This is a genomic window from Allocoleopsis franciscana PCC 7113 (genome assembly GCF_000317515.1).
In the GTDB taxonomy this organism is placed as follows: Bacteria; Cyanobacteriota; Cyanobacteriia; order Cyanobacteriales; family Coleofasciculaceae; genus Allocoleopsis; species Allocoleopsis franciscana.
In genome coordinates, this window is sequence record NC_019738.1 from 1,955,569 (window position 1) to 1,980,597 (window position 25,029).

At 45.4% G+C, this 25,029-nt stretch carries 24 protein-coding genes, 1 tRNA gene and 2 pseudogenes; 17 read left to right on the forward strand and 10 right to left on the reverse strand.

Annotation, left to right across the window (positions count from 1 at the left end; genetic code table 11):
* Positions 1 to 193: 193 nt before the first annotated feature.
* A complete protein-coding gene (gene nadA / locus MIC7113_RS08230) occupies positions 194 to 1,168 on the reverse strand; it encodes a quinolinate synthase NadA (RefSeq protein ID WP_015181713.1) in 975 nt (324 codons plus the stop codon).
* A 241-nt stretch (positions 1,169 to 1,409) separates the two neighbouring features.
* Here nadA and MIC7113_RS08235 point away from each other — a divergent pair, with 241 nt between their 5' ends.
* The gene (locus MIC7113_RS08235; protein ID WP_015181714.1) at positions 1,410 to 2,342 is read left to right on the forward strand and encodes a TIGR04168 family protein; all 933 of its coding nucleotides are present in this window, start codon (positions 1,410 to 1,412) and stop codon (positions 2,340 to 2,342) included.
* A 40-nt stretch (positions 2,343 to 2,382) separates the two neighbouring features.
* A tRNA-Ser gene (locus MIC7113_RS08240) sits at positions 2,383 to 2,467 on the forward strand.
* A gap of 264 nt (positions 2,468 to 2,731) precedes the next feature.
* Here the strand turns inward: MIC7113_RS08240 and MIC7113_RS08245 are convergent.
* Together MIC7113_RS08245 and MIC7113_RS08250 are read right to left on the reverse strand one after the other, a co-directional pair.
* Positions 2,732 to 2,920: a hypothetical protein gene (locus MIC7113_RS08245; protein WP_015181715.1), complete on the reverse strand. Its 189-nt coding sequence runs from the start codon at positions 2,918 to 2,920 to the stop codon at positions 2,732 to 2,734.
* Positions 2,917 to 3,231 carry a hypothetical protein gene (locus MIC7113_RS08250; protein ID WP_081594712.1) on the reverse strand — a complete coding sequence of 105 codons (315 nt, stop codon included), beginning with the start codon at positions 3,229 to 3,231 and terminating at the stop codon, positions 2,917 to 2,919. The genes MIC7113_RS08245 and MIC7113_RS08250 overlap by 4 nt, the downstream gene beginning before the upstream one ends.
* A gap of 181 nt (positions 3,232 to 3,412) precedes the next feature.
* Between MIC7113_RS08250 and MIC7113_RS08255 the strand changes: the two genes are divergently transcribed.
* Both MIC7113_RS08255 and MIC7113_RS08260 read left to right on the forward strand, forming a co-directional pair.
* On the forward strand, positions 3,413 to 3,652 hold the full coding sequence (locus MIC7113_RS08255) for a helix-turn-helix domain-containing protein (RefSeq protein ID WP_015181717.1): 240 nt from the start codon (positions 3,413 to 3,415) through the stop codon (positions 3,650 to 3,652).
* A 124-nt stretch (positions 3,653 to 3,776) separates the two neighbouring features.
* Positions 3,777 to 4,142, forward strand: a complete 366-nt coding sequence (locus tag MIC7113_RS08260; protein ID WP_015181718.1) for an endonuclease domain-containing protein — start codon at positions 3,777 to 3,779, stop codon at positions 4,140 to 4,142.
* Between the two features lie 146 nt (positions 4,143 to 4,288).
* On the opposite strand, the gene MIC7113_RS08265 is transcribed toward MIC7113_RS08260, so the two are convergent.
* Together MIC7113_RS08265 and MIC7113_RS35335 are read right to left on the reverse strand one after the other, a co-directional pair.
* Complete coding sequence (locus MIC7113_RS08265) at positions 4,289 to 4,972, reverse strand: Rho termination factor N-terminal domain-containing protein (protein ID WP_015181719.1); 684 nt, start codon at positions 4,970 to 4,972, stop codon at positions 4,289 to 4,291.
* Positions 4,969 to 5,990, reverse strand: a pseudogene (locus MIC7113_RS35335) (ParA family protein). Before MIC7113_RS35335 ends, MIC7113_RS08265 begins: the two are co-directional and overlap by 4 nt.
* Before the next feature lie 116 nt (positions 5,991 to 6,106).
* Here MIC7113_RS35335 and MIC7113_RS08280 point away from each other — a divergent pair.
* Both MIC7113_RS08280 and MIC7113_RS08285 read left to right on the forward strand, forming a co-directional pair.
* Positions 6,107 to 7,186 (forward strand): annotated as a pseudogene (locus MIC7113_RS08280) (ISKra4-like element ISMic1 family transposase).
* Positions 7,187 to 7,265: 79 nt separating this feature from the next.
* Entirely contained in the window at positions 7,266 to 7,676 is a 411-nt protein-coding gene (locus MIC7113_RS08285; RefSeq protein ID WP_015180238.1) for a hypothetical protein, read from the forward strand.
* Here the strand turns inward: MIC7113_RS08285 and MIC7113_RS36075 are convergent.
* Both MIC7113_RS36075 and MIC7113_RS08295 read right to left on the reverse strand, forming a co-directional pair.
* Positions 7,633 to 8,103 (reverse strand): hypothetical protein, encoded by a 471-nt coding sequence (locus tag MIC7113_RS36075; RefSeq protein ID WP_015181721.1) that lies wholly within the window; start codon positions 8,101 to 8,103, stop codon positions 7,633 to 7,635. The genes MIC7113_RS08285 and MIC7113_RS36075 overlap by 44 nt on opposite strands.
* A gap of 181 nt (positions 8,104 to 8,284) precedes the next feature.
* Positions 8,285 to 9,841, reverse strand: a complete 1,557-nt coding sequence (locus MIC7113_RS08295; protein WP_015181722.1) for a phytoene desaturase family protein — start codon at positions 9,839 to 9,841, stop codon at positions 8,285 to 8,287.
* A 638-nt stretch (positions 9,842 to 10,479) separates the two neighbouring features.
* On the opposite strand from MIC7113_RS08295, the gene MIC7113_RS08300 reads away from it, so the two are divergent.
* Positions 10,480 to 11,931 carry a glycoside hydrolase 100 family protein gene (locus MIC7113_RS08300; RefSeq protein WP_015181723.1) on the forward strand — a complete coding sequence of 484 codons (1,452 nt, stop codon included), beginning with the start codon at positions 10,480 to 10,482 and terminating at the stop codon, positions 11,929 to 11,931.
* 292 nt (positions 11,932 to 12,223) lie between these two features.
* On the opposite strand, the gene MIC7113_RS08305 is transcribed toward MIC7113_RS08300, so the two are convergent.
* Positions 12,224 to 12,970: a tRNA(His) guanylyltransferase Thg1 family protein gene (locus MIC7113_RS08305; protein ID WP_015181724.1), complete on the reverse strand. Its 747-nt coding sequence runs from the start codon at positions 12,968 to 12,970 to the stop codon at positions 12,224 to 12,226.
* Positions 12,963 to 13,436 (reverse strand): ATP-binding protein, encoded by a 474-nt coding sequence (locus MIC7113_RS08310; RefSeq protein WP_015181725.1) that lies wholly within the window; start codon positions 13,434 to 13,436, stop codon positions 12,963 to 12,965. The genes MIC7113_RS08305 and MIC7113_RS08310 overlap by 8 nt, the downstream gene beginning before the upstream one ends.
* Positions 13,437 to 13,710: 274 nt before the next feature.
* Here MIC7113_RS08310 and MIC7113_RS08315 point away from each other — a divergent pair, with 274 nt between their 5' ends.
* The 10 genes from MIC7113_RS08315 to MIC7113_RS08360 all read left to right on the forward strand — a co-directional run bounded on the left by MIC7113_RS08315 (position 13,711) and on the right by MIC7113_RS08360 (position 23,666).
* Complete coding sequence (locus MIC7113_RS08315) at positions 13,711 to 14,799, forward strand: thiamine phosphate synthase (protein WP_015181726.1); 1,089 nt, start codon at positions 13,711 to 13,713, stop codon at positions 14,797 to 14,799.
* Positions 14,792 to 15,013 carry a sulfur carrier protein ThiS gene (gene thiS / locus MIC7113_RS08320; protein ID WP_015181727.1) on the forward strand — a complete coding sequence of 74 codons (222 nt, stop codon included), beginning with the start codon at positions 14,792 to 14,794 and terminating at the stop codon, positions 15,011 to 15,013. Before MIC7113_RS08315 ends, thiS begins: the two co-directional genes overlap by 8 nt.
* A gap of 233 nt (positions 15,014 to 15,246) precedes the next feature.
* Positions 15,247 to 16,215, forward strand: a complete 969-nt coding sequence (locus MIC7113_RS08325; RefSeq protein ID WP_015181728.1) for a DUF1517 domain-containing protein — start codon at positions 15,247 to 15,249, stop codon at positions 16,213 to 16,215.
* A 471-nt stretch (positions 16,216 to 16,686) separates the two neighbouring features.
* Entirely contained in the window at positions 16,687 to 19,233 is a 2,547-nt protein-coding gene (locus MIC7113_RS08330) for a PAS domain S-box protein (protein WP_015181729.1), read from the forward strand.
* A 12-nt stretch (positions 19,234 to 19,245) separates the two neighbouring features.
* Positions 19,246 to 19,956, forward strand: coding sequence for a response regulator transcription factor (locus tag MIC7113_RS08335; protein WP_015181730.1), 711 nt, complete (start codon positions 19,246 to 19,248; stop codon positions 19,954 to 19,956).
* A 36-nt stretch (positions 19,957 to 19,992) separates the two neighbouring features.
* Complete coding sequence (locus tag MIC7113_RS08340; RefSeq protein ID WP_015181731.1) at positions 19,993 to 21,129, forward strand: sensor histidine kinase; 1,137 nt, start codon at positions 19,993 to 19,995, stop codon at positions 21,127 to 21,129.
* A gap of 166 nt (positions 21,130 to 21,295) precedes the next feature.
* On the forward strand, positions 21,296 to 22,183 hold the full coding sequence (cobM, locus tag MIC7113_RS08345; RefSeq protein WP_015181732.1) for a precorrin-4 C(11)-methyltransferase: 888 nt from the start codon (positions 21,296 to 21,298) through the stop codon (positions 22,181 to 22,183).
* A gap of 27 nt (positions 22,184 to 22,210) precedes the next feature.
* Entirely contained in the window at positions 22,211 to 22,609 is a 399-nt protein-coding gene (locus tag MIC7113_RS08350; RefSeq protein WP_015181733.1) for a zf-TFIIB domain-containing protein, read from the forward strand.
* 159 nt (positions 22,610 to 22,768) lie between these two features.
* The gene (locus MIC7113_RS08355) at positions 22,769 to 23,251 is read left to right on the forward strand and encodes a flavin reductase family protein (RefSeq protein ID WP_015181734.1); all 483 of its coding nucleotides are present in this window, start codon (positions 22,769 to 22,771) and stop codon (positions 23,249 to 23,251) included.
* A 61-nt stretch (positions 23,252 to 23,312) separates the two neighbouring features.
* Positions 23,313 to 23,666 carry a phenylpyruvate tautomerase MIF-related protein gene (locus tag MIC7113_RS08360; RefSeq protein WP_015181735.1) on the forward strand — a complete coding sequence of 118 codons (354 nt, stop codon included), beginning with the start codon at positions 23,313 to 23,315 and terminating at the stop codon, positions 23,664 to 23,666.
* A 102-nt stretch (positions 23,667 to 23,768) separates the two neighbouring features.
* Here MIC7113_RS08360 and MIC7113_RS08365 read toward each other — a convergent pair whose 3' ends face one another.
* On the reverse strand, positions 23,769 to 24,734 hold the full coding sequence (locus MIC7113_RS08365) for an alpha/beta fold hydrolase (RefSeq protein WP_041780592.1): 966 nt from the start codon (positions 24,732 to 24,734) through the stop codon (positions 23,769 to 23,771).
* Positions 24,735 to 25,029 lie beyond the last annotated feature (295 nt).

Genomic DNA, 25,029 nt, shown 5'->3' on the forward strand with positions numbered 1-25,029 from the left:
GAGAGGACAGTGTGATCGCATTTCCTGTATAACGTGCGCTCTGCTTGGCAGCAGCGCTTCGCTATCGCCTATGGGCGTGAAGGTGCGATGAACATGAACAATTGCATTTGGAAAAATATCAGCCCAACCCGCTCTGTAGGGGCGGTGCCTCCTCGTATGAGCTCCGGGTGCCCGCCCCACCACTGTGGTTGCTCTACACACTCATTTCTAACATTCGCTGAATCGGTCGTAGAGCTGCTACTTGTATCTCTTCGGGTAGTGTAATTTCTGGTTGACGGTTCTTCATCGCAAGATACAGTTTTTCCAGCGTATTAAGCCGCATGAAGGGACACTCATTACAGGCACAATTGCTCTCCGGTGGTGCTGGGATGAAGCGTTTACCCGGTGCTTGCTTTTGCATTTGGTGAATAATTCCCGGTTCCGTCGCCACAATAAAAGTCTGATTGGAACTGGCTTGAGAATACTTCAACAATGCAGTTGTCGAGCCAATATAACTGGCGTGACGTAGTACCGAGGGTTCACATTCCGGGTGAGCAATTACTTCCGCCTCTGGATGTTCAATTTTGAGCTGAACAATCTTACGTTCTGAGAAGGTTTCATGGACAATACAGCTACCCTGCCATAATACAAGGTCTCGTCCCGTTTGTTCCGCCACATAGCGCCCTAAATTGCGATCGGGGGCAAAAATAATCGGTTGTTCTTTGGGAATTTGGTTAACAATTTTGACGGCATTGGAGCTGGTACAAATGATGTCGCTCATTGCCTTGATTTCGGCAGAGCAGTTGATATAAGAAACGACCAAATGATTGGGATGAGCGGCCTTAAATTCGGCAAAAGCATCGGGTGGACAACTATCAGCGAGTGAGCAACCCGCCTCTAAATCGGGCAACAACACCAGTTTGTCAGGATTGAGGATTTTGGCGGTTTCTGCCATGAAGTGGACACCGACAAAGACAATCACATCGGCATCGGTGTTGGCGGCTTTGCGGGAAAGTTCGAGGGAATCGCCAATGTAGTCTGCGATATCTTGAAGGTCAGGGTCTTGGTAGTAGTGAGCCAGCAAGACGGCATTGAGTTCTTTTTTGAGGGTACCAATCGCTTCAAATAGGTCGTCAGGTAAGGCACCAGTCTGGGCAGAGTCTCGTTGGGCAAGTGCAGTGGTAAACACAGTTGGGAGTTGCCTTGGTTAAAAATTGCTACTTGGGGCAATTATAGTAGTTTTTACCAAAAATGGCTGGGGTCGCTAATGGTGTTGAGGCGTGACATTTTGAGGTAGGGGGACAACACCGCAAGGATGAAAAATCGAGAAATCCTTTTGTACCAAGAAATTAGGCTTCATCCTTCATACTTGTTTAATCAAAACGAGTCTGAGTTGCCTATCCTGGAAAAAGGTAGGCACAAAAAGGGATATGACCAGTTATCACATTAATCCCGTCAAAATTGCAGTTGTCGGGGACGTCCACGAGCAATGGGAAAACGAGGATGCGATCGCTCTTAAGCAGTTAGGCGTTGACCTCGTTCTATTTGTGGGAGATTTTGGCAATGAATCGGTTGAAATCGTGCGAAGGATTGCTGCTCTCGACCTTCCTAAAGCCGCAATTATGGGCAATCATGATGCCTGGTATACGGCTTCGGATTGGGGACGAAAGCGTTGCCCTTACGACCGAAACAAGGAAGATTGGGTACAGGAGCAATTAGATTTGCTGGGAGAGACTCATCTGGGTTATGGGTACTTGGATTTTCCCCAATTTCAACTTTCTGTGGTGGGGAGTCGTCCGTTTAGTTGGGGTGGAGAAGTTTGGAAGAATCAGGAATTCTATCAAGAACGATATGGCGTTAACAGTTTTGGGGAGTCGGTTGAACGCATCGTGGCAGCAGCGCAGAGTGCGGCTTATGAGACCATTATTTTTTTAGGTCACAATGGCCCCACTGGCTTAGGTGACAAGGCTGAAGACCCCTGTGGTCGAGACTGGCAACCTTTAGGTGGTGATCATGGTGACCCGGATTTGGCAGAAGCGATCGCACAAACTCAGGCGCTAGGTAAAAATGTTGCTTTTGTTACCTTTGGTCACATGCACCATTCTCTACGCCATACCAAAGAGCAACGACGAAAGGCAATTGTGGCGAGTCCAGAGGGGACTGTCTACTGGAATGGTGCCAGTGTCCCCCGGATTATCCAAACGGAAACGAACAGACTGCGTAATTTTTCCCTGGTGTCCCTGGAGGCGAATGGGGTTTCCCAAATCTCCCTGGTTTGGGTGGGTCAAGACTATTCAGTCGTATCTGAACAGGTGTTCTATCAACGTCCTGAAGCGGTGGAAGTGCAACCGGTTTATAGTTAGTTCGCCATAAGTGCCAAGGATTGATATTATAGATTAGCCCGGAGAGGTGGCAGAGTGGTCGAATGCGCTCGACTTGAAATCGAGTGACTCGAAAGAGTCCGTGGGTTCGAATCCCACCCTCTCCGTTATCCAGTGAAACAGTATTGTGAGCGATCGCTTGGTTATATTGGTTCGTGACAGTGCAAATACACAAGTCGTTGTGCGTGAATCTCTGAAAGACGGCTGAACGCTTCTTCTCTCGGTTTGGTTGCGAGAGTTTAGATCCCCCCCAGCCCCCCCACCCCCCTAATCCCCCCTTGGTAAGGGGGGACATTAGAAACGAGGGGGGAGAAAACTCTTAAAGTCCCCCTTTTTAAGCCGGAGCCGAAGGTGAGGAGATTTAGGGGGATCTAATCGTCTACCTCATCTGGCATTACGTCAAAAACAATTTCATAAGGAACGCTGGGTATCATTTGCTTGAGGATTCGCAGATGCCCCTCCGCATCAACTCGGCGGCGAAAGCGCCCGACGATGAGGGTACGCATATCGGGGAAGGGGCGGATGATGCACCAGGGATTGAGGCGTTGTAAGTAGGTCATGACGATGTCCTAATTGGGTTTGCGGGTTGCTTTTTTAGGGCGCTTTGAATGATGGTTTCAAGGGTTTGGCGTCTGATGTCGTTGTCTTGCGGGTGAAGTACCCAGGCGCTGATTGGGGCGGGTTGATAAGTCAGCGTGTAGAACCCCCCTGTTTCCCCCCTTGTTAAGGGGGGACCAAGGGTGATGATGATTTTCCAGACGGGTTGTTTGGGTTGTTTACGAAGTCGGTAGCCGCGTTGATGCAGTGCTGCTTTTATGGCAGCAATATCTGTGGCGACTCGGAGTGCTTCCGTCGCTTTTGATTTTTTCATTGGTAATCTATTAGTAGACACGACAGCGATTGCCCAGCAAGCGCTTGGCGCTCTAGGCAATTGCTTTTTTTGTTGTGGTTCAAAAAAGATGTTCTGAAGACAGAACATTTCTATCTTACCTCAATGTTCTGAAGATAGAACATTTATTCGGTTATAAGCCTCTGACAAAGTTTCACAAGGCATGGGAAGAGCAGGCAAAGCCCTTAAGCAAGTATTGGAAAACTACGACATTACTCAGAATCGATTAGCTGTGGAGATGGGGATTAGTCGCTCTAGCGTTCACCGTTGGGTTTATGAAATTGGCGATCCTGTGGCTGATGCAGTGATTGATATTCGAGATGCGCTTCACAAGATTAATTCAGAGGCGGCTGAGGAGTTTATCAGGCTTTACCTTGGTGTTGTAGGTGAGGAGAAGGAGTAGGGATAGGGGAAGAAAGTGCGATCGCATTTCTCTTCTCTCTTGCTCCCCCCTTACCAAGGGGGGCTGGGGGGGTAAGAGGAGAAACACTTATAACGACTGACATCTATAAAACCCAACTATAGCTATGACCAAACTTTATAACAGAGCATCCGAAAAAGCGAAACGACAACAGCTTCGGCAGAATATGACAAAAGCTGAATTTATGATTTGGCAAAAACTCAAAGGTAAGCAGATTGAAGGCTGTAAGTTTCGCAGCCAATATGGTGTCGGTCAGTTCGTTATTGATTTTTATTGCCCTGAACTTAAACTAGCGATAGAAATTGATGGAGACAGCCATTTTCAAGATGGCGCACAAGAATATGATCGGGAAAGACAGGCTTTTATTGAATCTGTTGGGATTAGGTTTTTAAGGTTTACGAATAATGAGGTGTACGATAATTTGGAAGGGGTTTTGGAGAGGATTACTCAGGAAATTTGGGAATTATGGTGAGGTGATGAGTTACGGATCTTACCCCCCCACCCCCCCTTGTTAAGGGGGGAGTAATATCAATTTACTCGCCGACTGAAAACAGATACTTTTTCTGTTCCCCCCTTGATAAGCCGGAGCTTTAGTGAGGAGTTTAGGTGTTAGCTCTATTACTGGCTAAGTAATTCAATTAAGTCGTTCTTCCTCTTCTTGCTGTAGCCAGCTATCCCACGCTTTTTAGCCATATCTCTCAGCTCTCCAGCAGTTAGGGTGTTTAAGCTAGTAGACTCTTTGATAACTTCAGGCATGGGTTGAGGGGTTAAGTAGAAGACTTCCTTTAAAGCATTTAGCTTCTTACCTTTGGTAATACCACACTTGAGTGTTGTAATTGGGTCTAGTGTTTTCCAGTACTGACGAGGAGCTTCATCAATGCGATCGGTAGCAATCAAAAGCTTAACTCCCTTAAGTTCAGCACCAGGTTTTTCAATTAAATATTGGAGTGCAGCTTTAATGTCATCTCTCGTGGCTGTAGAAAGGTTGATTTTTGGTGTTACTTCGCCTGATAGAACTTTAGTCAGTTCTACAGTTTCGTTACTAGAATCAGCAATAATGCACCAGACTTTCTCTAAACCCGCTTCTTCAGCAACAGCATAGATAAATGAGTTGCCAATGACTTCATATTGGTCTTCGCCAATTTCTTTGACAATTACAGGAACCCAATTACGACCGCCTAACTTGTTGAGAGTTTTTGCTGTAGCGGTAATCAAAAATTCAGGAGCATCTGTCCCTTCACCAGGTTGAATTTCATCCATGTACAGATGCATTAAGTTACCAATATCACTTAAGTTGCTCATTGCAGAAAATACTCCTTCGCTAACTCTAGATAATACTGACGAGCTGTTTTGTCTTTGTAAGCAGCAGGCATACGAGAAAAAGCCGCACTAGCTATATGAGCATAACTAGGTAGTTCAAAGATATGACGATCTTTTTTAGCTGGAGTGTAGCGAGGATAGAAATAGGGAAGCATGTCAAACTTTTTTTGTTTATCTTTCTTAGCCTCTTCAATGAGGTTATCTATCGCATGATAAGCAGTAATTTTTTGGGGTTCTGGAATCTTCTCGCCATTGAAGAAAATTGGTAGTGCAATAGGTCCACCATCTTTTCTTACTTGTTGAACTTCAGGGATAAATCGTTTGATAGCTATGGCTGCATTCTCTAGGGAAAAGATGTTGTTGTGCTTAGTTGGAATTAGCACAACATCTGAGGCATATATAGCACTTGCACTCAAGAATCGCCAGTTAGGAGGTGAATCAATCAAAATGTAATCATATTCAGACTTTAAACTATCTAATATTTGACGAAGCCTGAATATTTTAAATCTTTGGCGTAACTGGTCTTCACTCAGACTAGCTAACAATTCATCAGCAGGAATAATATCAAACTGAAATGATTGACCATTTCTTGCATTCTTTGTGACGAATGGCTGTATTACATCACCAGGTTTGACACTGTTTTTTTTATCTTCCAAGTAAGAAGAGAAGGTTTCCTTACCTTGTTTTATAGATAATGAATTAGTAAGGTCTTGCTGGTTAGGGTCGAAGTCAACAATGAGAGCTTTTTTCCCTTTAATGTGAGAACAGCAGCTAAATTAACAGTAGTCGTCGTTTTGCCTACCCCGCCTTTATTGTTGTATATTGCTACTGTCAATGCTCTTGGCGTATTTTCGATTTTCTGTTTTATAGCTGTTACAATCTCAATGAGATTATCTGGCGTAATATCAAGACAGGATGTTGCTGGGTAAATAACCCTCCCATGCTTTCTGAATAATTGTATGTGGACTGAATTAGTAATAATACCCCGGGAGCATCCCAATTTTGCAAGAAGGCAAGAGAACGGGAAGTTTATTCGCGATTTTTACTCGCGAATAAAGGCCGACTAGGCGGATGTTGCCCTAACTGCGACAATTTAATTAGTTAGGGAGCCTCTTTATGACAATGACACCAGAAGACAAAAAACTTTTAGCCGACCATATCAAGGCGATAGCTAAAATTCTCTATAAAAATACTCCACAAGAGAAAATTGAGACGTTAGAGGGTATTGAAACAGCGGTGCGCGACCAAGTGCTAGAACATGTCAGCCCCCAAATAACCTTTTTTTTATCGGAGAAAAGACGGGAACAGAATCGGGACGCATCCGAACGATAAGAAGTTGTGTGGGTCGGATAAAAATCACTCAAAAACAAGCGTCACGTTTAGGAATTGAGCCGTATCGACGGTTAAGTCCTCTTCTGGAAAAAATGCTGTTTATTACTTGCAGCAAATGAATCATTTCAAGATGCAGAGAATGACCTGAAAGTCTTGACCGGGGTAGAAGTAGGTCACAGCACTCATCATCGCCAAGCCCAGAAAGTAGAGCTATCGCCACCTAATATTAAACAAAAACTGACAGAAGTTTGTCTCGATGGTGGGAAAGTGCGTTTACGCTCACAGGAAAAAGGTAAACCCGCCTACTGGAAGGAGTATAAAACCGGACGACTACAAGGAATATATTACGGAGCCTTCTTTCAAGATAATTTTTCTCTAATTAATTGGGTGAACAGCCAAAACCTGGCTCGAACCATTTATTGCTTGGGTGATGGACACGATGGGGTGTGGAACCTATTTGCACAAATAGCCGACGACCAGACCCGACAAGAAATTCTTGACTGGTATCATTTGAAAGAGAACCTCTATAAAATTCAGGCATCGAAAAAGTTTTTAGAACAAATCGAAGCAGATTTGTGGCAAGGAGTGGTCGAAGAAGCGATTAGTAAACTCCGGAAAACTAACTATGTCGGGGCTACTAACTTTATAAGTTATCTACGTAAACATAGGCATCGCTTAGTCAATTATATGTACTTTCAAGCCGAACAATTAAGTTCGATTGCTTCGGGAGCTGTAGAGTCTGCGGTCAAACAGATAGACAAGCGGCTACAAATAGTCGGCGCTCAATGGAAGTCCCAAAATTTACCGCAAATGCTGCAACTGCGGTGCGCTTATCTGAATCGACAGCTTGCTCCAAGCGCTTAAAAAACCCAAAAACAGTATGAAAAGAAGCACGCTGCTTTTTTTCGCGAGTTACAATCGCGAATAATTAGGATTTATCTTTATGCCTCGAAAGACTTCCAAGGATATTGAGCGAGATAAACTCGCTCGATTTGAGCGTATTAAAAAGGCGATAGCAGCGTTAGAAAAACAACAAAGACAAATATTAAAACAGGGTGAGCTGGCTCCATCCGGGGCTTGGGTAGCGCGTTATCAAGTTCGGCAAAATAATAAGAAATATTGGTACTACAAATTACAAGTGCCGACTCCATACTTCCCATGCGCGACCTCCGAAGAGTTGAGTAAATACAAGCATCTGGGGAAAGCTGGTACTACTGACCATATAGATGCTGTCATGTCTGTTTTTAGGCGTTCTGTTATCGATGAGATACAGAAGCTCATCCGTTCCCTAGATGATTGCTTGCTGGATATTACTTCTGGAGCCGAGCAGGAGGAAGAAAAACCGCAGGATTGAATCTCCCGAAGTATTCGCGATTATTACTCGCGAATAATGGCTGTCCCTTTATTTTTGCACAATTGGGATGCTCCCTAATACCCCACTGTACCGTTTTACAATTACTATCTAACAAGTAGCCCTTAAGTTGCTTAAACGTAGATTGATATTGGGTAGATCCATCGCTCAGGTTAATGTGCCTACCCTTTAATTCAAGCAGAATATAAGGATTAGATTGAGTAGCTAGGAAAATATCTCCATTGGTATTATGACGAAGAGCATAATCAACCTTATCTGGACGGATTCCAGTTGTATAGTGGGGAACACGTTCCATTAGTCCAAAACCCAGTGCTTGCAAAAATTCTGGTACAAAAATTCGATCGACTATGGATTCTTGTGCATCGTCAGGAAGGTTTAGCAGCGCTTGCTTAAGTGCTTGGTCATTCATGATTTAATGAAACTGATTAACGGATAAGCCCTGCGAAGGCTGATTTTTCCACACTGAATAAAAGAGCATCGCTCTTTTTTGAGCCTAATTCAAGAAGCGCTGCCTCGCATTAGTATATTTACGGAATTTTGGTAAGCGAGACGCCTGGATTTGAGCTGATTCTGCTTTTTCAGAAGTCAAGTCACTTGTTGCTTAGACTTCCCAATAATTCAGATGTTTGTTGAGGGGTAACCAAGGTATTGGCACAGAGGATGCCGGATGCTGCAACCGCAGGAACTCCAATCCCCGGCATGGTGCTATCACCGACACGATATAAACCAGCAATAGGGGTTTGGCAACTGGGAAACATGCCTTTACCAGCCGCGATCGCAGGGCCATAGGTTCCTTGATAACGGCGCAAGTAGTGGGCGTGAGTTAGGGGGGTGCCAATCAGTTCTAAGACGATGCGTTGTCGGATATCGGGAATAATGCGTTCCAAGGCACGAAATAAGGGTTGCGATCGCGCTTTCTTCCTTTCCTCATACCCCTCATCCCGTTGCCATCCTTCGTAAGGTTCTAAAGTATAGGCATGAACCGTATGATGCCCCTCTGGGGCGAGATTGGCATCCCACACGGAGGGGATGGAAATCATACAGGTATTTCCCGCTTCTGTAATATCCTTGTTGCGATCGTGAACAACGACATGATGTCCCGTTAGCCCCTCTAATCCCTCTGCCCGGATACCCAGGTGTAAGTGCATGAAACTATCAACCGCAGGTGTCTCTAAAGCTAACTGTTGGTAAGACTGGGGCAAATCGTCCGGACGCAGTAGGGGCAAACGACCGTTTACTCCTACAAAAGTATCCCAAATCGTGGCATTGGAGATGACCACAGGGGCTTTGAGGATTTCTCCTTGGCGTAACCGTACTCCAACGACTTTATCGGCTTCTACCAGAATTTGCTCGACGTGAGCATTCAGTCGCAACTCGCCTCCCCAGCGTGTTAAGCCGCGTACCAAAGCGTCAACAATTGCCCCACTGCCCCCAACGGGATACTCCACGCCTGCGCGGGTGCGTTCGCCTAACATAAATGCTACTTCAGGTGCGATCGTGCCGTGTGCCTTTAGTCCAGATAGGAGAAAGCACTCTAAATCAATCAATCGCCGCACCCAAGGGTCACAAACCTCTTTGTCCATCACATCCCCGACGGAACCCTGGATGATACCCAGTTGGGGTAGCATTTTGAACAGGGAGGGCAAATAGCGTCCTAATAAGACAGGAATGAGCTGCCAATCGGCTCTCAGGGCAAGGGTTGGGATATCCCGTAAGCAGTCATAGAGAAGCAACAAACGTTTTTCAAATCCTTGGAGTTCCCTAGCTCCTTGGGGTGTAATCTGAGCAACAGCCTCTCGATAGCGAGTAGCATTGCTGTAAACTGGAAACGTTTCTTCCGGAAAATGGTAATATCCCAAGGGGTCGTAGGAAACGACTTGCAACGATTCTCCGAGAACGTCCAATACTTGCCGCAAAGGGTTGAGGCTGGGACGTTGGTCACTTAGCCCGCAGTAAAACGAAGGACCCGAATCAAACTCAAACCCCCGCCGTTTAAAACTATGAGCGGCACCTCCAGCGATCGCATGGCTCTCGCACACCAGCACTCGCTTACCGTACCGCGCCAGTAGAGAGGCACATGTTAAGCCGCCAATCCCACTACCAATAACAATTACATCAAGGCTCAATGCTGCTTCTCCGATTTCCATACCTTAGTTTACCCTTGGAGAAGGCTTTACCAAGCGCTAGAGAACTTGAGTGGTTAATGTGTTCAATAATTACAATTTTAGCTGAAAAAGTGGCAAAATTAGGAGGAGATTAATCTGTAAATATTTCAACAAATATTACTGAGTCTTGACAACTATTTAGCGACAATTTTAGAGTTTATTTATTCAGAGGTAAAACAAGTCAGGAAAGGCAGAATGTCTGATGCAAGTTAGCTCTAATTGAAAGTGTAGGTAAGGCTAAAAGACTAGATATAGGCTCAGGATTAAATTACTGGCTGATTTGTGTATCTAATGTAAAAACTCCTAGGGTTATTAATGGAAAATCAATCAAATCTCTGAACCTTTGATACAAAAAATCAAGTGCCATCCCCAAGAATGGCAAACCCTATAGTTTTGGGTCATTACATTAGCTAACCTCTAACAACACAGGAGTGTTAGCGACCTCGATAGATGAGTGTCGTTTAACATCCGGTGAAAAGGGTCGTGTCTTCAAATTGAGGAGAAGTCAACCGTATCTTTTGATTCAAGCTCAACGTTTCAATTGGGCTTAATTTTTCTTGTCAGGGTTGCATTCTTATTCGTTCAGTAGAAGAGAACAAAAGCTAAAAAAGAGCAGAGTGATGAACAGCAGAATAGTAGAAGAAGCGCAAGCAAGGCTGAAGCAGTCCATTATGACTTATCAGCAACAGCCAGTCGGGACGGTAGCAGCGAAGGAAGACGTTCTTGAAGAAGAACAACTCAACTATGGACATTGTTTTGTCCGCGATTTTGTTCCTTCAGGGCTTGCCTTTCTCATGCAAGGAGAACGAGAAATCGTCCGGAATTTTCTTGAATTTACCTTAGCCTTGCAGTCTGATAGAGCTGGGTTAAAGAAAGGTCAAGGGTTATTTGGTGAAGTCAGACAACACTGGCAGGGGAAAGAACTTCTGATTGATGGAATTCGGTTAGGCGAAGGTTTAATGCCGGCTAGCTTTGAAGTAACATCAAATCAAGAAATTGAACCTGATTTTGGTCAGCGAGCGATTGGCAGAGTAACACCCGTTGATTCAGGTTTGTGGTGGATTATTTTGTTACGAGCTTATGAAAAAGCTTGTCAAATAGCCAACCGACCAGAAGAAAAGATTGCTCATCGAATCGAATTCCAACGGGGCATTCAATTAATTCTGGATATTTGCTTGAGTAAGCGATTTGACATGACCCCAACCATGTTAGTGCCAGAAGCGGCATTTATGATTGACCGTCGGATGGGAGTTTATGGACATCCGTTGGAAATTCAATCATTATTTCATCATGCTTTACGTGCTGCTCGTTATGAATTGCTCGTTAATGAAAGCTATATTGAAAAGCGGGAAGTGGATAGTCGGTTGCCGTTGCTGACGAAATACATTCGAGAACGGTATTGGCTAGACCCCAAACGAGTGAGGGCAATCTATCGTTACCAGACGGAAGAGTTTGGGGAAACGGCTTTAAATAAGTTCAATATCTACGAGAATTCTGTTCCTGAATGGGTACTACCTTGGGTAGACAGAAAAGGAGGTTATTTAGTTGGAAATTTGGGTGTTGGCTGGATAGATTTTCGTTTTTTCTCTCAAGGTAACTTGCTCAGTATTATTTCTGGGCTAGCTACACCTGAGCAGTCAAACAGCATTATGCATTTAATTGAACTGCAATGGTCGAAGTTGATGGGAAATATGCCGATGAAGCTGTGTTATCCAGCCCTAGAGGAACGCGATTGGGAGAGTATTACGGGATGCGACCCCAAAAATGTCCCCTGGTCGTACCACAATGGTGGAAGTTGGCCTGTTTTGCTCTGGTCTTTAACAGCAGCAGCTCTAAAAACAAAGAAAATAGAGATAGCTGAACGTGCCATTCAACAGGCTGAACATTACTTATTAGATGATGAGTGGCCTGAATATTATGATGGAAAGAATGGCGATGTCATTGGCAGAGAGGCGAGACTTTATCAAACCTGGACAATTGCTGGATATTTAGTTGCCAAGTACCTGATTCAAGACCGCGATCATTTGAAATTAATTACCTTTGGTGATGAACCTGAATTAGGTGAGGAATGAGCTAACAACTAAGTTTATCTGAAGTTATTAAAAGTAGGGTAACCCCCTACTTGTTCATTGGGGGTGGAGGTCGATATGATCTGATTTTTATCTCTTCATCCCCGGCTGTTTATTGCCTGTTTTACTTTCTCAACTTCAGGAGACCGCAAAGTTCTGCAATTGCCTACGGCACCAGCGAAGCTGAGCGCCAAGAATTAGTAGTGTATGATGCCGTTAAACGATCAGCAAAAAGGGAATGTTTTACATTTAGTGCCACAGAGCCACCAACTCTATGCCTATAAACGATCTTTCCCTATTTGATCAGGCGAGCAATAAACTCATCATAAGCCTCTTTCATCGGCAATTCTTCATCCACTTTGATCCGATGCCGTGTCACTACAACTTCTTGTTCCCGAACCGGATCGAAGCCTGATTTCTCGTAGTCTTCCCAGTACAAACCCACCCCTCGACGCTGCCAGGTAGGTAACGCATTGAAATTGATACCATGCTGAAAAAGCAACTCGTTTTTGAAGGCAATGGACTGACCCTCCAGCGTTGCTGTCGCAGACCTTTTGCTTTCGCCTGCTTTGCGTAGCGTCCAGTAACACCAACCATTTAACGCACAACGAGTGGCATCTGCCTGCCGCCAACGAAAGTAATCCACGACTTGTGACTTGTCTACCCCTAACCAGACGCGGCTATCAAAATTGACGACACTTCCAGAGATATGGGTAAAAGTTGCACTGGCAATACTGGCAGAAATTGAAACAATTTTTTCCAAACTGCGGTCAAACAAATCCCAGTTCGGACGAAATAACACAGAAATTTCATCGCTTTCTGTGTAGGCGTAAATTCCGTGAAGTTCTTCTAACAGCGCTGAAGCCGTTTGCACCATTACCCTGTGAAACTCCAAATCAAACGGCTTCTCAAATCGTGACTCTGTAAAGCGCGAGAACCCACGACCATCCACACGAATTACGACCCAAGCACCAGGCAAGAGGCGTAGGGAGTGAAAGTACTCCAAAGAACGCATTTTGTGTTCAAAGCGATCATTATCCATCAGCGACCTCCACTTCAGTCCACGCACGAATCTCAAAAGCCGAGTTATCCGCCATCTTCACATAAAACAGTTGATGGAAGCCCTCCGCATAAGAAGGGGGGACTAACTTCTGATTTGTGGCGAAAATTCCTACATCGGGTACTCTGGCTTTACCCGTGCGTTGCTGGTTGCGTTCCAGACAATCACTGACTTTGGATTGAAAGTAATATCCCAAAATCTGAGCGCCGTATAGCTTGCCTAGTTCAATGAGTGAGGCTCGTTCCTCAACTGTTGGGTTGGTATTATCAACGACAACAGAACGACTCGCTTGTAGTGCCGCTTCAACGAGCTGTGCTTGCCTTCTAGCACGATTTTTATTGTTCCGCATCAAGTCTTTACTCACAAGTTCGTGGGTTGCCGCCCAATACTGATGGAAGAAGGTACTCTTCCCCGAAGCTTGTAGACCGATCAAGATGACTAACTCCATAATCCGTGAGAGCTATCTATTTGCGGGCGAGACAATTTGTCTTTTATCGACCTAATTTCGATAAAGGTTAACCGACTTGAGGATAGGATAAAACTTATTATTTGCCGTCACCTTTTTCTCTTGCTGTATAAAATGACGAATTCAAGATCATCATCAGTGGTACCAGTCTATCGAAGGAGGTTCATCCGCTCTGGCGTTGACGCGCAAACCAATCCGGTCAGAATCTTTTAAAGAAGCCCTGTTACGATTACAAATAATGGAGTAAAGGCAAGCGATGAGCGCTCAATACAGCAGTCGTAGATGGCAAGAGCCAGCTATTTGCCGCATTTTAGACGCCAATTTAGACCGAGCGAGAGAAGGCTTGCGAATTATTGAAGAGTGGTGCCGTTTTGGTCTCAATAGCGGCTCACTGGCACAAGAATGCAAGCAAATGCGCCAGGAATTAGCTAGCTGGCATACTCAAGAAATTCGGGCATCACGGGATACTCCACAAGACCCTGGCACCGATTTGACTCACCCGAAGGAAGAACAGCGCTCCAGTATTGAGCAGCTTTTGCAGGCTAATCTTTGCCGAGTGGAAGAAGCGCTGCGGGTGTTGGAAGAATACGGCAAGCTTTATCACCCAGAGATGGGTGCAGTCTTTAAGCAGATGCGCTACCGAGTTTATACATTGGAGAGCAATTTGCTGACCTATCGGCGTCATCAACTCTTGGAGCGATCGCATCTTTACCTGGTTACGTCTGCTTCAGAACAGCTATTTACCACGGTAGAAGCGGCGCTTCAAGGTGGACTCACCCTGGTACAGTACCGAGAAAAAACCGCAGACGATACGGAGAGGCTCTCCTATGCCCAGAAACTATGCCAGATGTGCCATCACTACGGGGCGTTGTTTATCATGAACGACCGGGTCGATTTAGCCTTGGCGGTGGATGCGGATGGTGTGCATTTAGGGCAACAGGATATCCCGATCGCCCTAGCACGGCAACTCCTTGGCTCCCAGCGCCTCATTGGTCGCTCGACCACCAATCCGGAGGAAATGCGACGTGCGATTGATGAAGGTGCAGACTATATCGGTGTGGGGCCGATTTATGAGACGCCGACCAAAGAAGGGAAGGCCGCAGCGGGTTTGGAGTATGTGCAATATGCCGCTAAGCAGGCCACCATACCCTGGTTTGCGATCGGAGGCATCGATCCAAGTAATATTAACGAGGTTCTAGGAGCCGGTGCCCAGCGAGTAGCCATTGTGCGTGCCATCATGCAAGCTGACCAACCGACCCTAGTCACGCAGTACTTTTTGTCTCAACTCACACGACAGCACACTCTCCGTAGCATCGAAGCCCGTGTCACTCAATCTCATGTCTAACACAAGCGATCGCATTACTCTTCAAGTAAATGGTGAAACCCGTACCTGTGAACCCCACACTTTGCTTCCGCAACTTCTAGAACAGTTAGGCTTAAATCCCCGCCTAGTCGCCGTGGAGTATAACGGCGAGATTCTCCATCGGCAATATTGGTCCGAAACTCAAATCCAGGAGGGCGACAAGCTGGAAATTGTCACGATTGTTGGGGGTGGGTAAGCCAGACAAACGGTAAAAGTCAAAGTGAAAGTACGGCTATTTGTGTCGGGAATCCCTCCAGAGCGGTTTCCCAGCCCAGTAAGTGATAGCGGTAAATTAGAGAAGGAGCTAGCAGAACCCCTTGCGGATTTCCCTTTTCTTGGCTCTCCACCTTAAGACTTGTTGGTCAAAAGATGTTTTGAGCTACTAGAGCCGCTAAAGTTTCACTTAGCTTGGAGATTAATGGTTTTCCTATGCGTAACAAAATTTTTTCAGCGATTAAACCTTTTTTGAAATCCCTTTTTCTATTTGGGCTGATCTGTTCCCTCGTTTTGGGGAACGCCGGTAATGCCCTAGCCGCGAGAAGTGGGGGTCGGATTGGGGGTGGTTCATTCCGTGCCCCCAGTCGTACCTACTCACCTCCGAGTGGTGGTTACCGCTCACCGGGTGGCGGCTATGGTTATGGTTATGGATATGGCGGCGGATTTGGAGGGTCGTTCTTTCTGATGCCCTTCTTATTTGGCGGTGGATTTGGCAGTATATTCGGTATCCTGATTTTTTTTGCGATCGCTAATTTCTTGGTACAAACCTTCCGCCGCATGGGTGAGGGTGGCGATAATGATGTTCCAGGCTACAGCAACCCCAAGATTTCCGTCGGTCGGGTACAAGTAGGTCTGTTAGAAGGGGCGCGTGGTCTCCAGAAAGAGTTAGATGAGTTAGCGCTGAGTGCGGATACAGGTTCTGCTCAAGGGAGAGCTCAAGTTCTGCAAGAGTCAACTTTAGCTTTACTGCGTCACCCTGAATACTGGGTTTATGGTGCGGCTCAATCTCAACAAACTGCACTGGAAGCGGCAGAAGCCAAATTTAATCAATTTGCACTGGCGGAGCGGAGCAAGTTTACCGCAGAAACCCTCTCGAATGTCAACAATCAACTTAGAGACGGTTCTTCTCAGACTTCTTTACCGGCTGATGGTGGACAAATCGTTGGCGCAGAGGCACCGGGTGAATACATTGTCGTTACCCTGGTGGTCGGGACTCAAGGCAAGCTGGAACTCCCAACCATCAATAGCTCAGATGACCTGCGTCAAGCTCTGCGTCAAATGGGTAGTATTTCTAGTGAGCGGTTACTGGCTGTAGAAATTCTCTGGACACCTCAAGCCGAAGGCGATACTCTCACCTCAGATGACTTGATGGCTGAGTATCCAGACCTGAAGCTCGTTTAAGTTTTGACAATATCTCAAAAATAGTCGGGGTAGGTCTTGTACCTACCCTTTTTTTAGCCCGGTTTTGTAACAAAACTATATAAACTCTAGTGGAAGTTTAATATTGTTTTTATCTTTTAGTCAGACAATCAGGAGGTAAACCCTTTCCTCCAGGAGAACTCCTTAGCACCATGAGGCTTGTGCGACATGATTCAAATCATAGAAATTTTCCCCCAATGGTTGTATACCTTAACTTAGCAGTAACTCTTGTCCTCACCCCCCAGTGATTAAAAGACTTCCACAAAAAATTATTCATGCGCCATCCTAGGGGCACGGCATTGTCGTGCCCCTTAAACTTAAAACTATTATCCTGACTTAGCCTCTCGACACTTAAAGCTTTCAGCCATATCCAGCTAACGCCATAACAACAGGGAAATCCTGGCGCAGAAATTCTTTTGGATAGATGTGATTACGGCTGACTCAATCTGAACCATGGAAGACTCAATCACTCAATCTCATCAATCAGAAGCCACTCTTTCTAAGAGCGAACTGCGATGGCGAAGAATCTCTGCTCGTGTGCCGGGAGTCATTTACCAATTTTTGAGGTATCCAGATGGCACTCTGGCTTTTCCCTTTATCAGTCCGAGTTGTCGCCGGATTTTTGAAGTGGAGGCGATTGAGATTGAAGCCGATGCCAGTGTTCTCATGTCGATGATTCACCCACAGGATGAAGAAGACTTCAACCGCTCAGTGACCCATTCCATTGAAACCTTACAGCCATGGTCTTGGGAAGGCCGGTTTATCTTACCATCGGGGCAGATTAAATGGATTCAAGCGGCTTCTGCACCGGAACGACAGGCGGATGGAGAGATTCTCTGGGATGGCTTGCTCATCGACATCACGGCACGCAAACAAGCGGAAGATGAGTTGTGGCAGACGAGGAAAGAACTTGAACATAGTGTGGAGGAAAGGACAGGTGAGTTAAGCCCGGTTAATGAACCGCTACGATTCACGCAGTTTTCCATGGATTATGCTCCTGAGGCGATTTTGTGGATGGATGGCGAGGCTCACTTCTTTTACGTCAACGAAGCGGCTTGCCAAATGTTGGGCTATTCTCGTAAGGAACTGCTCTCGATGAGTGTCTATGATGTCGATCCCAACCTTCCTGCTCAATCTTGGCCAGAATACCGAAAAAAACTAAAACCTTTGGGTTCTGTGACTTTAGAGTCTACAAACCGTGCTAAAGATGGTCGAATTTTCCCGGTTGAGATTAGCATCAATCATCTAGAATTCAAGGGTCAAGAGTATAACTGCATCTTTGTCCGCGACATCAGCGAGCGCTATAAAGCAAAGGAAGCGCTTCAACAAAGCGAACAAAAGTTTCGCAGCATGGTGGAAAATGCGAACGATATTATTTATCAGTTAACACCGGATGGCATCTTTTCTTATGTTTCCCCGAACTGGGTTGAACTTTTAGGGCACGAAATTTCAGAGGTTGAGGGCAAAGTTTTTACTCTGTTTGTCCATCCCGATGACGTACCCGTCTGTTTGGGTACCTTACGTCGAGCGATCGAAAAGGCTCAAAATCAATCTGGGGTTGAGTACCGAGTTAGACACAAGACTGGTACTTGGCGATGGTATATCTCCAATCTGTCACTGTTGAGAGACGCTAGCGGGCGCGTGGTGTCAGTGATTGGGATTGCTCGTGATATTAGCGATCGCAAACAAGCCGAGGACGCCTTGCGAGAGAGTGAGGAGCGATTTCGGAATCTGGTTGAAAGCACTAACGATTTCATTTGGGAGGTTGACCGGAATGCCATATACACCTACGTTAGTCCCCAAATTAAAGATACTTTAGGTTATGAAGTGGCAGAGGTTTTAGGTAAAACACCCTTTGACTTCATGCCCTCCGAAGAAGCCTGTTGTGTAAGTGAGCTGATGAGTAATCGGGTGGCTTTGCGACAGTCAATTACCAATCTTGAGAACAGCAACTTTCACAAAGATGGACATATTGTAGTACTCGAAATGAGTGGTGTACCTTTCTTTGATCAGGCGGGTAATTTCCAAGGGTATCGCGGTATCGATAGAGATATTACTAAGCGCAAGCAAACGGAGGAAGCCGTCCGGCAATCGAAAGTGCAGCTACAACGACAAGCCAATCAATTAGAACAAACCTTACGCAAACTTCAGAATACGCAGGCACAGCTCATTCAAACTGAGAAAATGTCTTCTCTAGGGCAGTTGGTGGCGGGGATGGCTCACGAAATTAATAATCCCATTAATTTCATTTATGGCAATATTAACCATGCCCATAATTATATTAGTGACTTATTCTATCTGATTAATTTGTATCAAAAAAATCTGCCTCATTCTACCCTAGAAATTGCAGCAAAAATTGATGAGGTTGACCTAGATTTTGTAATAGAAGATTTCCCCAAACTCCTTGATTCTATGAAATTAGGGGCTGAACGGATTCGGAAAATTGTTCAGAGTTTAAGTACTTTTTCTCGTGTGGATGAAGCGGCTGTTAAAGAGGTGGATATTCATCAAGGAATTGATAGTACTTTAATTCTTTTAGAAGGTCGTTTGAAGCCACCGTTGAACTCTCAGACGATTCAGGTGATTAAAGACTATAGTAATCTGCCTTTGGTCAAGTGCTATCCAGGAGAACTCAATCAGGTTTTCATGAATCTCCTGAATAATGCCATTGATGCGTTAGAGAAACAGAACCGTCATCAGAATTTTGCCGAAATTAGTGCTAACCCTGGCATGATCAAAATTCGCACGGAAATAAGTTCAAAATCTGCCTCCAAGCCCTGGATTGTGATTCGCATTGTAGATAATGGTTCAGGTATGACAGAAGAAGTGAGTTCCAGAGCTTTTGACCCCTTTTTCACGACAAAACCCGTCGGCGAAGGTACGGGTTTAGGGTTAGCCATTAGCTACCAAATTGTGGTTGAGCTCCACAAGGGGCGATTGTACTGTATTTCCTCTCCGGGTCAAGGAACTGAATTTGTGATTGAACTTCCTAATTTCTAAATGGAGGATTTTATGGATATTTTAATTGTCGAGGATGAACCAGAAATTGCCAAACTCATCCAGATCGCTTTAGAAAGAGAAGGGTTTGTCTGCAACTGGTGTGCCGATGGACTAACGGCTTTACAGGCGTTTCCCCAACAACAACCCGATGTAATCATTTTAGATTTGATGCTTCCAGGTCTGGATGGTTTGGAAGTCTGTGCCAGAATTCGACAAAAGCCCGGTGTGAAAGACCCCTATATTTTGATGTTGACGGCTAAGGGTGAGGAAATCGACCGGGTGATTGGTCTATCCACAGGTGCAGATGATTATTTGGTTAAACCTTTTAGTCCGACAGAATTAGTAGCCAGAGTTCGGGCGCTATTACGGCGCAGTCTACGTCATGGGGGACAGCATTTAATCTATCAAACCCAACATTTTGTAGTTAATGTCGATCAGCGCACTGCAACACGCCAACTGGAGGTAGGTGACACAGAAGTGCTGGACTTAACCACTTTAGAATTTAATCTGTTGGCAACATTTATTAGTCAGCCGGGTCGAGTTTGGAATCGGACTCAGCTCATTGATAAACTTTGGGGAGATAACTTTTTTGGTGATGAACGAGTCGTTGATACCCATGTAGCGCGGTTGCGAAAAAAAATTGAGCCTGACTCCGCTAATCCGACTTTTGTTAAGACGGTGATTGGCGTCGGCTACAAGTTTGAAGACTTAGCTACAACTTAAAACTTCCACATCATTTCACGGGAATTTTGTCAGCCAATGAGTAAGGATAATTTGCGTCGGATGAAATCCTTGCCTTTAGCCTCACGCCTGTTTTTTTCCCATCTTTTAGTGATGATTGTGGGCGTAGGTTCTCTTGTGATTATTGGCAAGTTGTCTTCCCCTCGCTTGTTTGTCCTGCACCTGCAACAACTCGAAGGCAGAGGTCTCACGTTACGCTTTGCTCGGACTTATCTGGTTAAGGGGTTTGAAACCGCTTGGAATCGAAGTACCTTTTGGTCAGTGATTGTTGGGACTACGGCTGCCGGTGGACTGAGTTATTGGATTTCTAAGCGAATTGTACAGCCTCTGACTCAAATCGAACAAATTACCCAACAGTTTGCAGCAGGACAACTCGATGAGCGACTGCCACCGAGTGAGATTCCTGAAATTAATCAACTGGCTAATAGTTTTAACCGGATGGCTGTCAGTTTGGAAGATGTAGAACAGCGACGGCGAGACTTAGTCAGTGACCTCACCCATGAACTGCGAACTCCTTTAACGGTGCTGCGGGGTTATCTTGAAGAACTAGCTGATGGTCAAATTGAGCCTACTCCAGTAGTTTATCAGCGCTTAGCCAAGGAAACTAGGCGGCTAGAACGTTTGATTAATGATTTACAAGAACTTTCTAAAGCAGAAGCTGGGTATCTCCCGATTAAGATTGGGTCTGTCAATATCCGTCCCTTGTTAGAGTCTTTGGTGGAAAAATTTGCTGACCAGATATTAGAAGATGGCCCACAGTTGCATTTAGACTGTCCGGAGCAATTGCCAATTGTACTGGCTGATATTGACCGGGTGGAACAGGTGTTAGTTAACCTTTTAGGTAACGCTCTCACCTATACGGAGTCGGGTTCAATCATCATCCGTGCTTGGACAGAAAGCGAAGGGGCAAAAGCTTTTATCCCGCGATTGTGGATTGCGGTGACTGATACGGGGATTGGACTTTCACCCGAAGATTTACCTCGTGTTTTTGAGCGCTTCTGGCGGGCAGAAAAGTCTCGAAATCAGCACACAGGAGGAACGGGTATTGGTCTGGCGATTTCTCAACGGTTGATTGAATTGCAAGGCGGTGAGATTGAAGTCGAAAGTCAACTGGGCGTTGGTAGTACGTTTCGGTTTTATCTACCTCTGGCTTGACGACTCCCGATAGCTGAAGCTAGGGGATTCTTCTTACTATCTGAGTAGACGCAGATAGTGTATAGTCGGGAGTTTAATCATTGTGCTTGTAGACTAGGCATACAAGCCTTGCCCATGAAAGGATAGTTGAGATTAGTGCAAGACCTGAACCCGTTGACTTGTTTTTATGTCTCACTCTACTGACTCAACCCCCCTGGAAAACGCCCTGCCTCCCCTAGCACCTGCCGTTTACATTATTGGTGCAGGGCCAGGAGACCCTGAATTATTGACCGTTAAGGCACAGAAAATTCTCGCCCAAGCGGATGTGATTGTGCTGGCGGATTCCCTCGTCCCCCCGCAGATGTTGCAGGGTGTCCGTCCCGATGCGGAATTGGTTCGCACGGGGAATAAAACCCTAGAAGAGATTGTGCCATTGATGATTGAACGGGTGCGATCGCACAAATCCGTCGTTCGCTTACATTCCGGTGACCTGAGTCTCTACAGCGCCATCCATGAGCAAATGCAAGCCCTTGCCGAAGCCTCCATCCCCTTTGAACTCATTCCAGGGATTAGCGCCTTCCAAGCCGCCGCTGCTAAACTCGGTGTTGAGCTGACAGTGCCGGGACTGGTACAGTCCATTATTCTCACTCGCATCAGTGGGCGTGCTTCCGCTGTACCGGAGTCGGAAGAACTGGCATCTTTAGCCGCTCATCAAGCCAGTTTGTGCCTCTACCTCAGCGCCCGTCATATCGAAGACGCTCAAGCCAAACTGCTGGAACATTACCCTGCTGATACTCCTGTCGCCGTTTGCTTCCGCATCGGATGGCCGGATGAGAAAATCTGGCTGGTTCCCCTAGAACAGATGGCGGCACTGACGCAAGCCGAAAATCTTATTCGGACAACCCTTTATCTGATTAGTCCGGCGCTGAGAACGGCAAGGAACGAACTAACATCCCAGACAGACTTCAGCCTTAGTACCCCTGAAAGCGTAGACGCTGGGCATGAATTAGCCCGTTCCCGTCTGTACCATCCCGAACACTCCCATTTGTTTCGACCCTCTCGCCCTGTTGGATAACCTGAAAACAGGTGCCATTTCAAAATTATGAATTCAACTGTCTGCCCAAAATGTAGAGGACGCTTAGAGCCAGTCGTCTGGGCTGGAATTGAAGTAGACCGTTGCCTTGGTTGCAAAGGAATTTGGTTTGATTCCCTTGAGGCGGAACAGCTCAAAACAATTCAAGGTTCTGAAGGCTTGGATATTGGCGACCAAGAAATTGGCAGCCAACTCGATAATATAACGGGCGATATTCAATGCCCTCGTTGCCACACGAAAATGACTCGCCTGGTGGACATTGACCAGTACTGTATCTGGTATGAAGTATGCCCCAAATGTCAAGGGGTGTGGTTAGATGCCGGTGAATTTACTCAGTTTAAAGATAACTTCAAGCCTAAAGGCTTTCTCGGACGCATCAGTCAAGTGTTTCGTCCAGGCAGTCATTAGAGTAACAGGGCGGGCAGGAGGCTCACCCCACAGGCAGATTATTGCTGTCAATATTGGCATAGGCTGAGCATTTTAGCGATTGGCTAGGAACCGATACCCCTTGTCCCTTGCCTGTTGGTACACTTAATGCGATGTGTGAGCACTTAGGGAGAATAATCCTTGCTAGACGAACAAGCGAAAAAGACAATGCTGCGGAAGATTCCTCACGGTCTTCATATCTGCGGAGTGAAAGAGGGTGAGGAAATGAATGGTTTCACGGTGAGCTGGGTGATGCAGTCTTCGTTTGAGCCGCCGTTGGTGGTGAATTGCATTAAAAAAGATAGTGGCTCTCATGAAATGCTGAAAAACACGGGAGTGTTTACCCTCAGCTTCCTAGAGAGTGGACAAAAGGACATGGCGGCGAAATTTTTCAAGCCGCAGAGGCGAGTTGGCAATAAGTTGGAAGATGTAGATTTCTATGAGGGAGCAGAAACGGGCTGTCCCATTATTTCTGATACTCTGGGTTACGTTGAATGTAAGGTGGTAGCCACTGTAGATCAAGGTGACCATACCGTGTTTGTCGCTCAAGTGATTGGTGCGGGTGTGCACCGCGAGGGTGAGCCGCTTTTGCTGGAAAGCACTGGCTGGAATTACGGTGGATAGATAGCCGCTAACTGCTCCTTAAAATCTGAAATCGTTTTAACCAAGTGGTGATTACAAGCCTATGCCTCTAATTAAGGTGCAAACTTCTGCTGATGCTCCAGAATCAACAGCCGTTGAAGGGTTGCTGAAGATTCTTTCTAGCAAATTAGCCAATCATCTGGGTAAGCCGGAATCTTATGTGATGACTGCATTTGAACCCAATGTCGCGATGACTTTTGGGGGCACAATTGAGCCAACCTGTTACATAGAAGTGAAAAGTATTGGCTCCATGAGTCCCGCGCAAACTAAAGCCATGAGTCAGGATTTTTGCCAGACGATTAGCGAAAAGCTCGGCGTATCTATCAATCGAATCTATATCGAATTTGCCGATGCTAAAGGGGCGATGTGGGGTTGGAATGGCTCAACGTTTGGTTAATTTTTAAATTGATGCGAACGAAAGAATAAGACCGAAACCGAGTAGTTAGTAATATTCGATAAACTGCTGAAAACATGATGTTTCAGCAGTTTTAGACTAGACTTATTTGGGCAAGAGTTTCTGAATCGCTTCCAAGATAATCTCTGGCTGATCAATCCAAACAAAGTGAGAACTTTGGGTCGCTGGTAATGACGTAGAATGGGTTGACAATTTGAGGATTTCAGTGTGCATTTTATCTCGTAAATGATCGGCGGCTTGAACAGGTAGATAAAAATTCCAGATGGAGCGTTTAAAGAAGGTACTTGATTTGATACTAACCATCGGAAGATTGCCTAAGCTCTTAACTTGACTCACCTGAACACTACTCAAATCTAAGTTCCACATTTCGCGCCACATGGTCAGCCAGTGTCGATAATGATAAAACGAACGTTTGACTTGTTTTAGTATTTTCTTGGGGAAATGACGCAGCTCTTTTTTGAGCAGTTCAAACATTCCCAATGTGCCTAAAAGCCTAACAATGCCCAAAATTGAACCCAGGATGGACATGGCAAATCCAGACATAAAAAATAATTTTAATGCCTGCAAACTTATAGACATCTTTAACAAGCCGACTTCATGAAGCCCATCTGTCATTACGATGCCAATGACTTTTTCGGGAAATTGATGGGCATAAAGCCTCATATTGTAACTGCCAAAAGAGTCACCCACTAAAATATAGGGGGGCTGAATTTCAGCTATGTTCAGGAGTGTATCTAATTCTTTAACAATTTCTTGCGTTGAACGGGGTTTGGGGCTTGAATCGCTCCACCCATATCCAGCGCGATCGTATATACATACTTGTGTAAGTTTGGCAATTTCTTCTATGAGAAAGTAACCATCGATTCCACCAAGGCTATGGTCAACGATAACCGTTGGTTTGCCTTGACCTTTGGAGTATAAATGCAGTTTGTAACCGCCGATGTCAATCAGTTGTCCTGGTGGATGATACTTTTTATTTTCAAGCCAAGTCGCAATCAGGTGATAACTGGTGGTAATTGATAGAACTAATAAATTTATGGGAATTGGCATTAATAATTTTCCTGGAGTGGTCTTTTTTTGCTTTGCCGTAACCAGACTAACAGCTTCAATGTAATTATTTGAGACTGACTTAAATACTTTTCTAGCTGAACTTGATAGAATATTGGTAGCATTTTTGATGGCGGTCTTGTTTTCGCTAATAAGACCGTTCTTTTTTACCATACATTGGGTACACCTTCGTCTCTCCTTCCTGCCTCCATCCATCTCATTGTCAATAAACTCGGTATTTGGCACGAGGGCTTGTTGGGTAAAACCCTTTACACTTCCGGCTTTGGGGGCGCTTGTC

Coding starts and splice junctions, on each gene's coding strand:
- MIC7113_RS08235 (WP_015181714.1), top strand. CDS start 1,410: ATGACCAGTTATCACATTAATCCCGTCAAAATTGCAGTTGTCGGGGAC.
- MIC7113_RS08245 (WP_015181715.1), bottom strand. CDS start 2,920: ATGACCTACTTACAACGCCTCAATCCCTGGTGCATCATCCGCCCCTTC.
- MIC7113_RS08250 (WP_081594712.1), bottom strand. CDS start 3,231: ATGAAAAAATCAAAAGCGACGGAAGCACTCCGAGTCGCCACAGATATT.
- MIC7113_RS08255 (WP_015181717.1), top strand. CDS start 3,413: ATGGGAAGAGCAGGCAAAGCCCTTAAGCAAGTATTGGAAAACTACGAC.
- MIC7113_RS08260 (WP_015181718.1), top strand. CDS start 3,777: ATGACCAAACTTTATAACAGAGCATCCGAAAAAGCGAAACGACAACAG.
- MIC7113_RS08265 (WP_015181719.1), bottom strand. CDS start 4,972: ATGAGCAACTTAAGTGATATTGGTAACTTAATGCATCTGTACATGGAT.
- MIC7113_RS08285 (WP_015180238.1), top strand. CDS start 7,266: ATGCCTCGAAAGACTTCCAAGGATATTGAGCGAGATAAACTCGCTCGA.
- MIC7113_RS36075 (WP_015181721.1), bottom strand. CDS start 8,103: ATGAATGACCAAGCACTTAAGCAAGCGCTGCTAAACCTTCCTGACGAT.
- MIC7113_RS08295 (WP_015181722.1), bottom strand. CDS start 9,841: ATGGAAATCGGAGAAGCAGCATTGAGCCTTGATGTAATTGTTATTGGT.
- MIC7113_RS08300 (WP_015181723.1), top strand. CDS start 10,480: ATGAACAGCAGAATAGTAGAAGAAGCGCAAGCAAGGCTGAAGCAGTCC.
- MIC7113_RS08305 (WP_015181724.1), bottom strand. CDS start 12,970: ATGGATAATGATCGCTTTGAACACAAAATGCGTTCTTTGGAGTACTTT.
- MIC7113_RS08310 (WP_015181725.1), bottom strand. CDS start 13,436: ATGGAGTTAGTCATCTTGATCGGTCTACAAGCTTCGGGGAAGAGTACC.
- MIC7113_RS08315 (WP_015181726.1), top strand. CDS start 13,711: ATGAGCGCTCAATACAGCAGTCGTAGATGGCAAGAGCCAGCTATTTGC.
- thiS (WP_015181727.1), top strand. CDS start 14,792: ATGTCTAACACAAGCGATCGCATTACTCTTCAAGTAAATGGTGAAACC.
- MIC7113_RS08325 (WP_015181728.1), top strand. CDS start 15,247: ATGCGTAACAAAATTTTTTCAGCGATTAAACCTTTTTTGAAATCCCTT.
- MIC7113_RS08330 (WP_015181729.1), top strand. CDS start 16,687: ATGGAAGACTCAATCACTCAATCTCATCAATCAGAAGCCACTCTTTCT.
- MIC7113_RS08335 (WP_015181730.1), top strand. CDS start 19,246: ATGGATATTTTAATTGTCGAGGATGAACCAGAAATTGCCAAACTCATC.
- MIC7113_RS08340 (WP_015181731.1), top strand. CDS start 19,993: ATGAGTAAGGATAATTTGCGTCGGATGAAATCCTTGCCTTTAGCCTCA.
- cobM (WP_015181732.1), top strand. CDS start 21,296: ATGTCTCACTCTACTGACTCAACCCCCCTGGAAAACGCCCTGCCTCCC.
- MIC7113_RS08350 (WP_015181733.1), top strand. CDS start 22,211: ATGAATTCAACTGTCTGCCCAAAATGTAGAGGACGCTTAGAGCCAGTC.
- MIC7113_RS08360 (WP_015181735.1), top strand. CDS start 23,313: ATGCCTCTAATTAAGGTGCAAACTTCTGCTGATGCTCCAGAATCAACA.
- MIC7113_RS08365 (WP_041780592.1), bottom strand. CDS start 24,734: ATGCCAATTCCCATAAATTTATTAGTTCTATCAATTACCACCAGTTAT.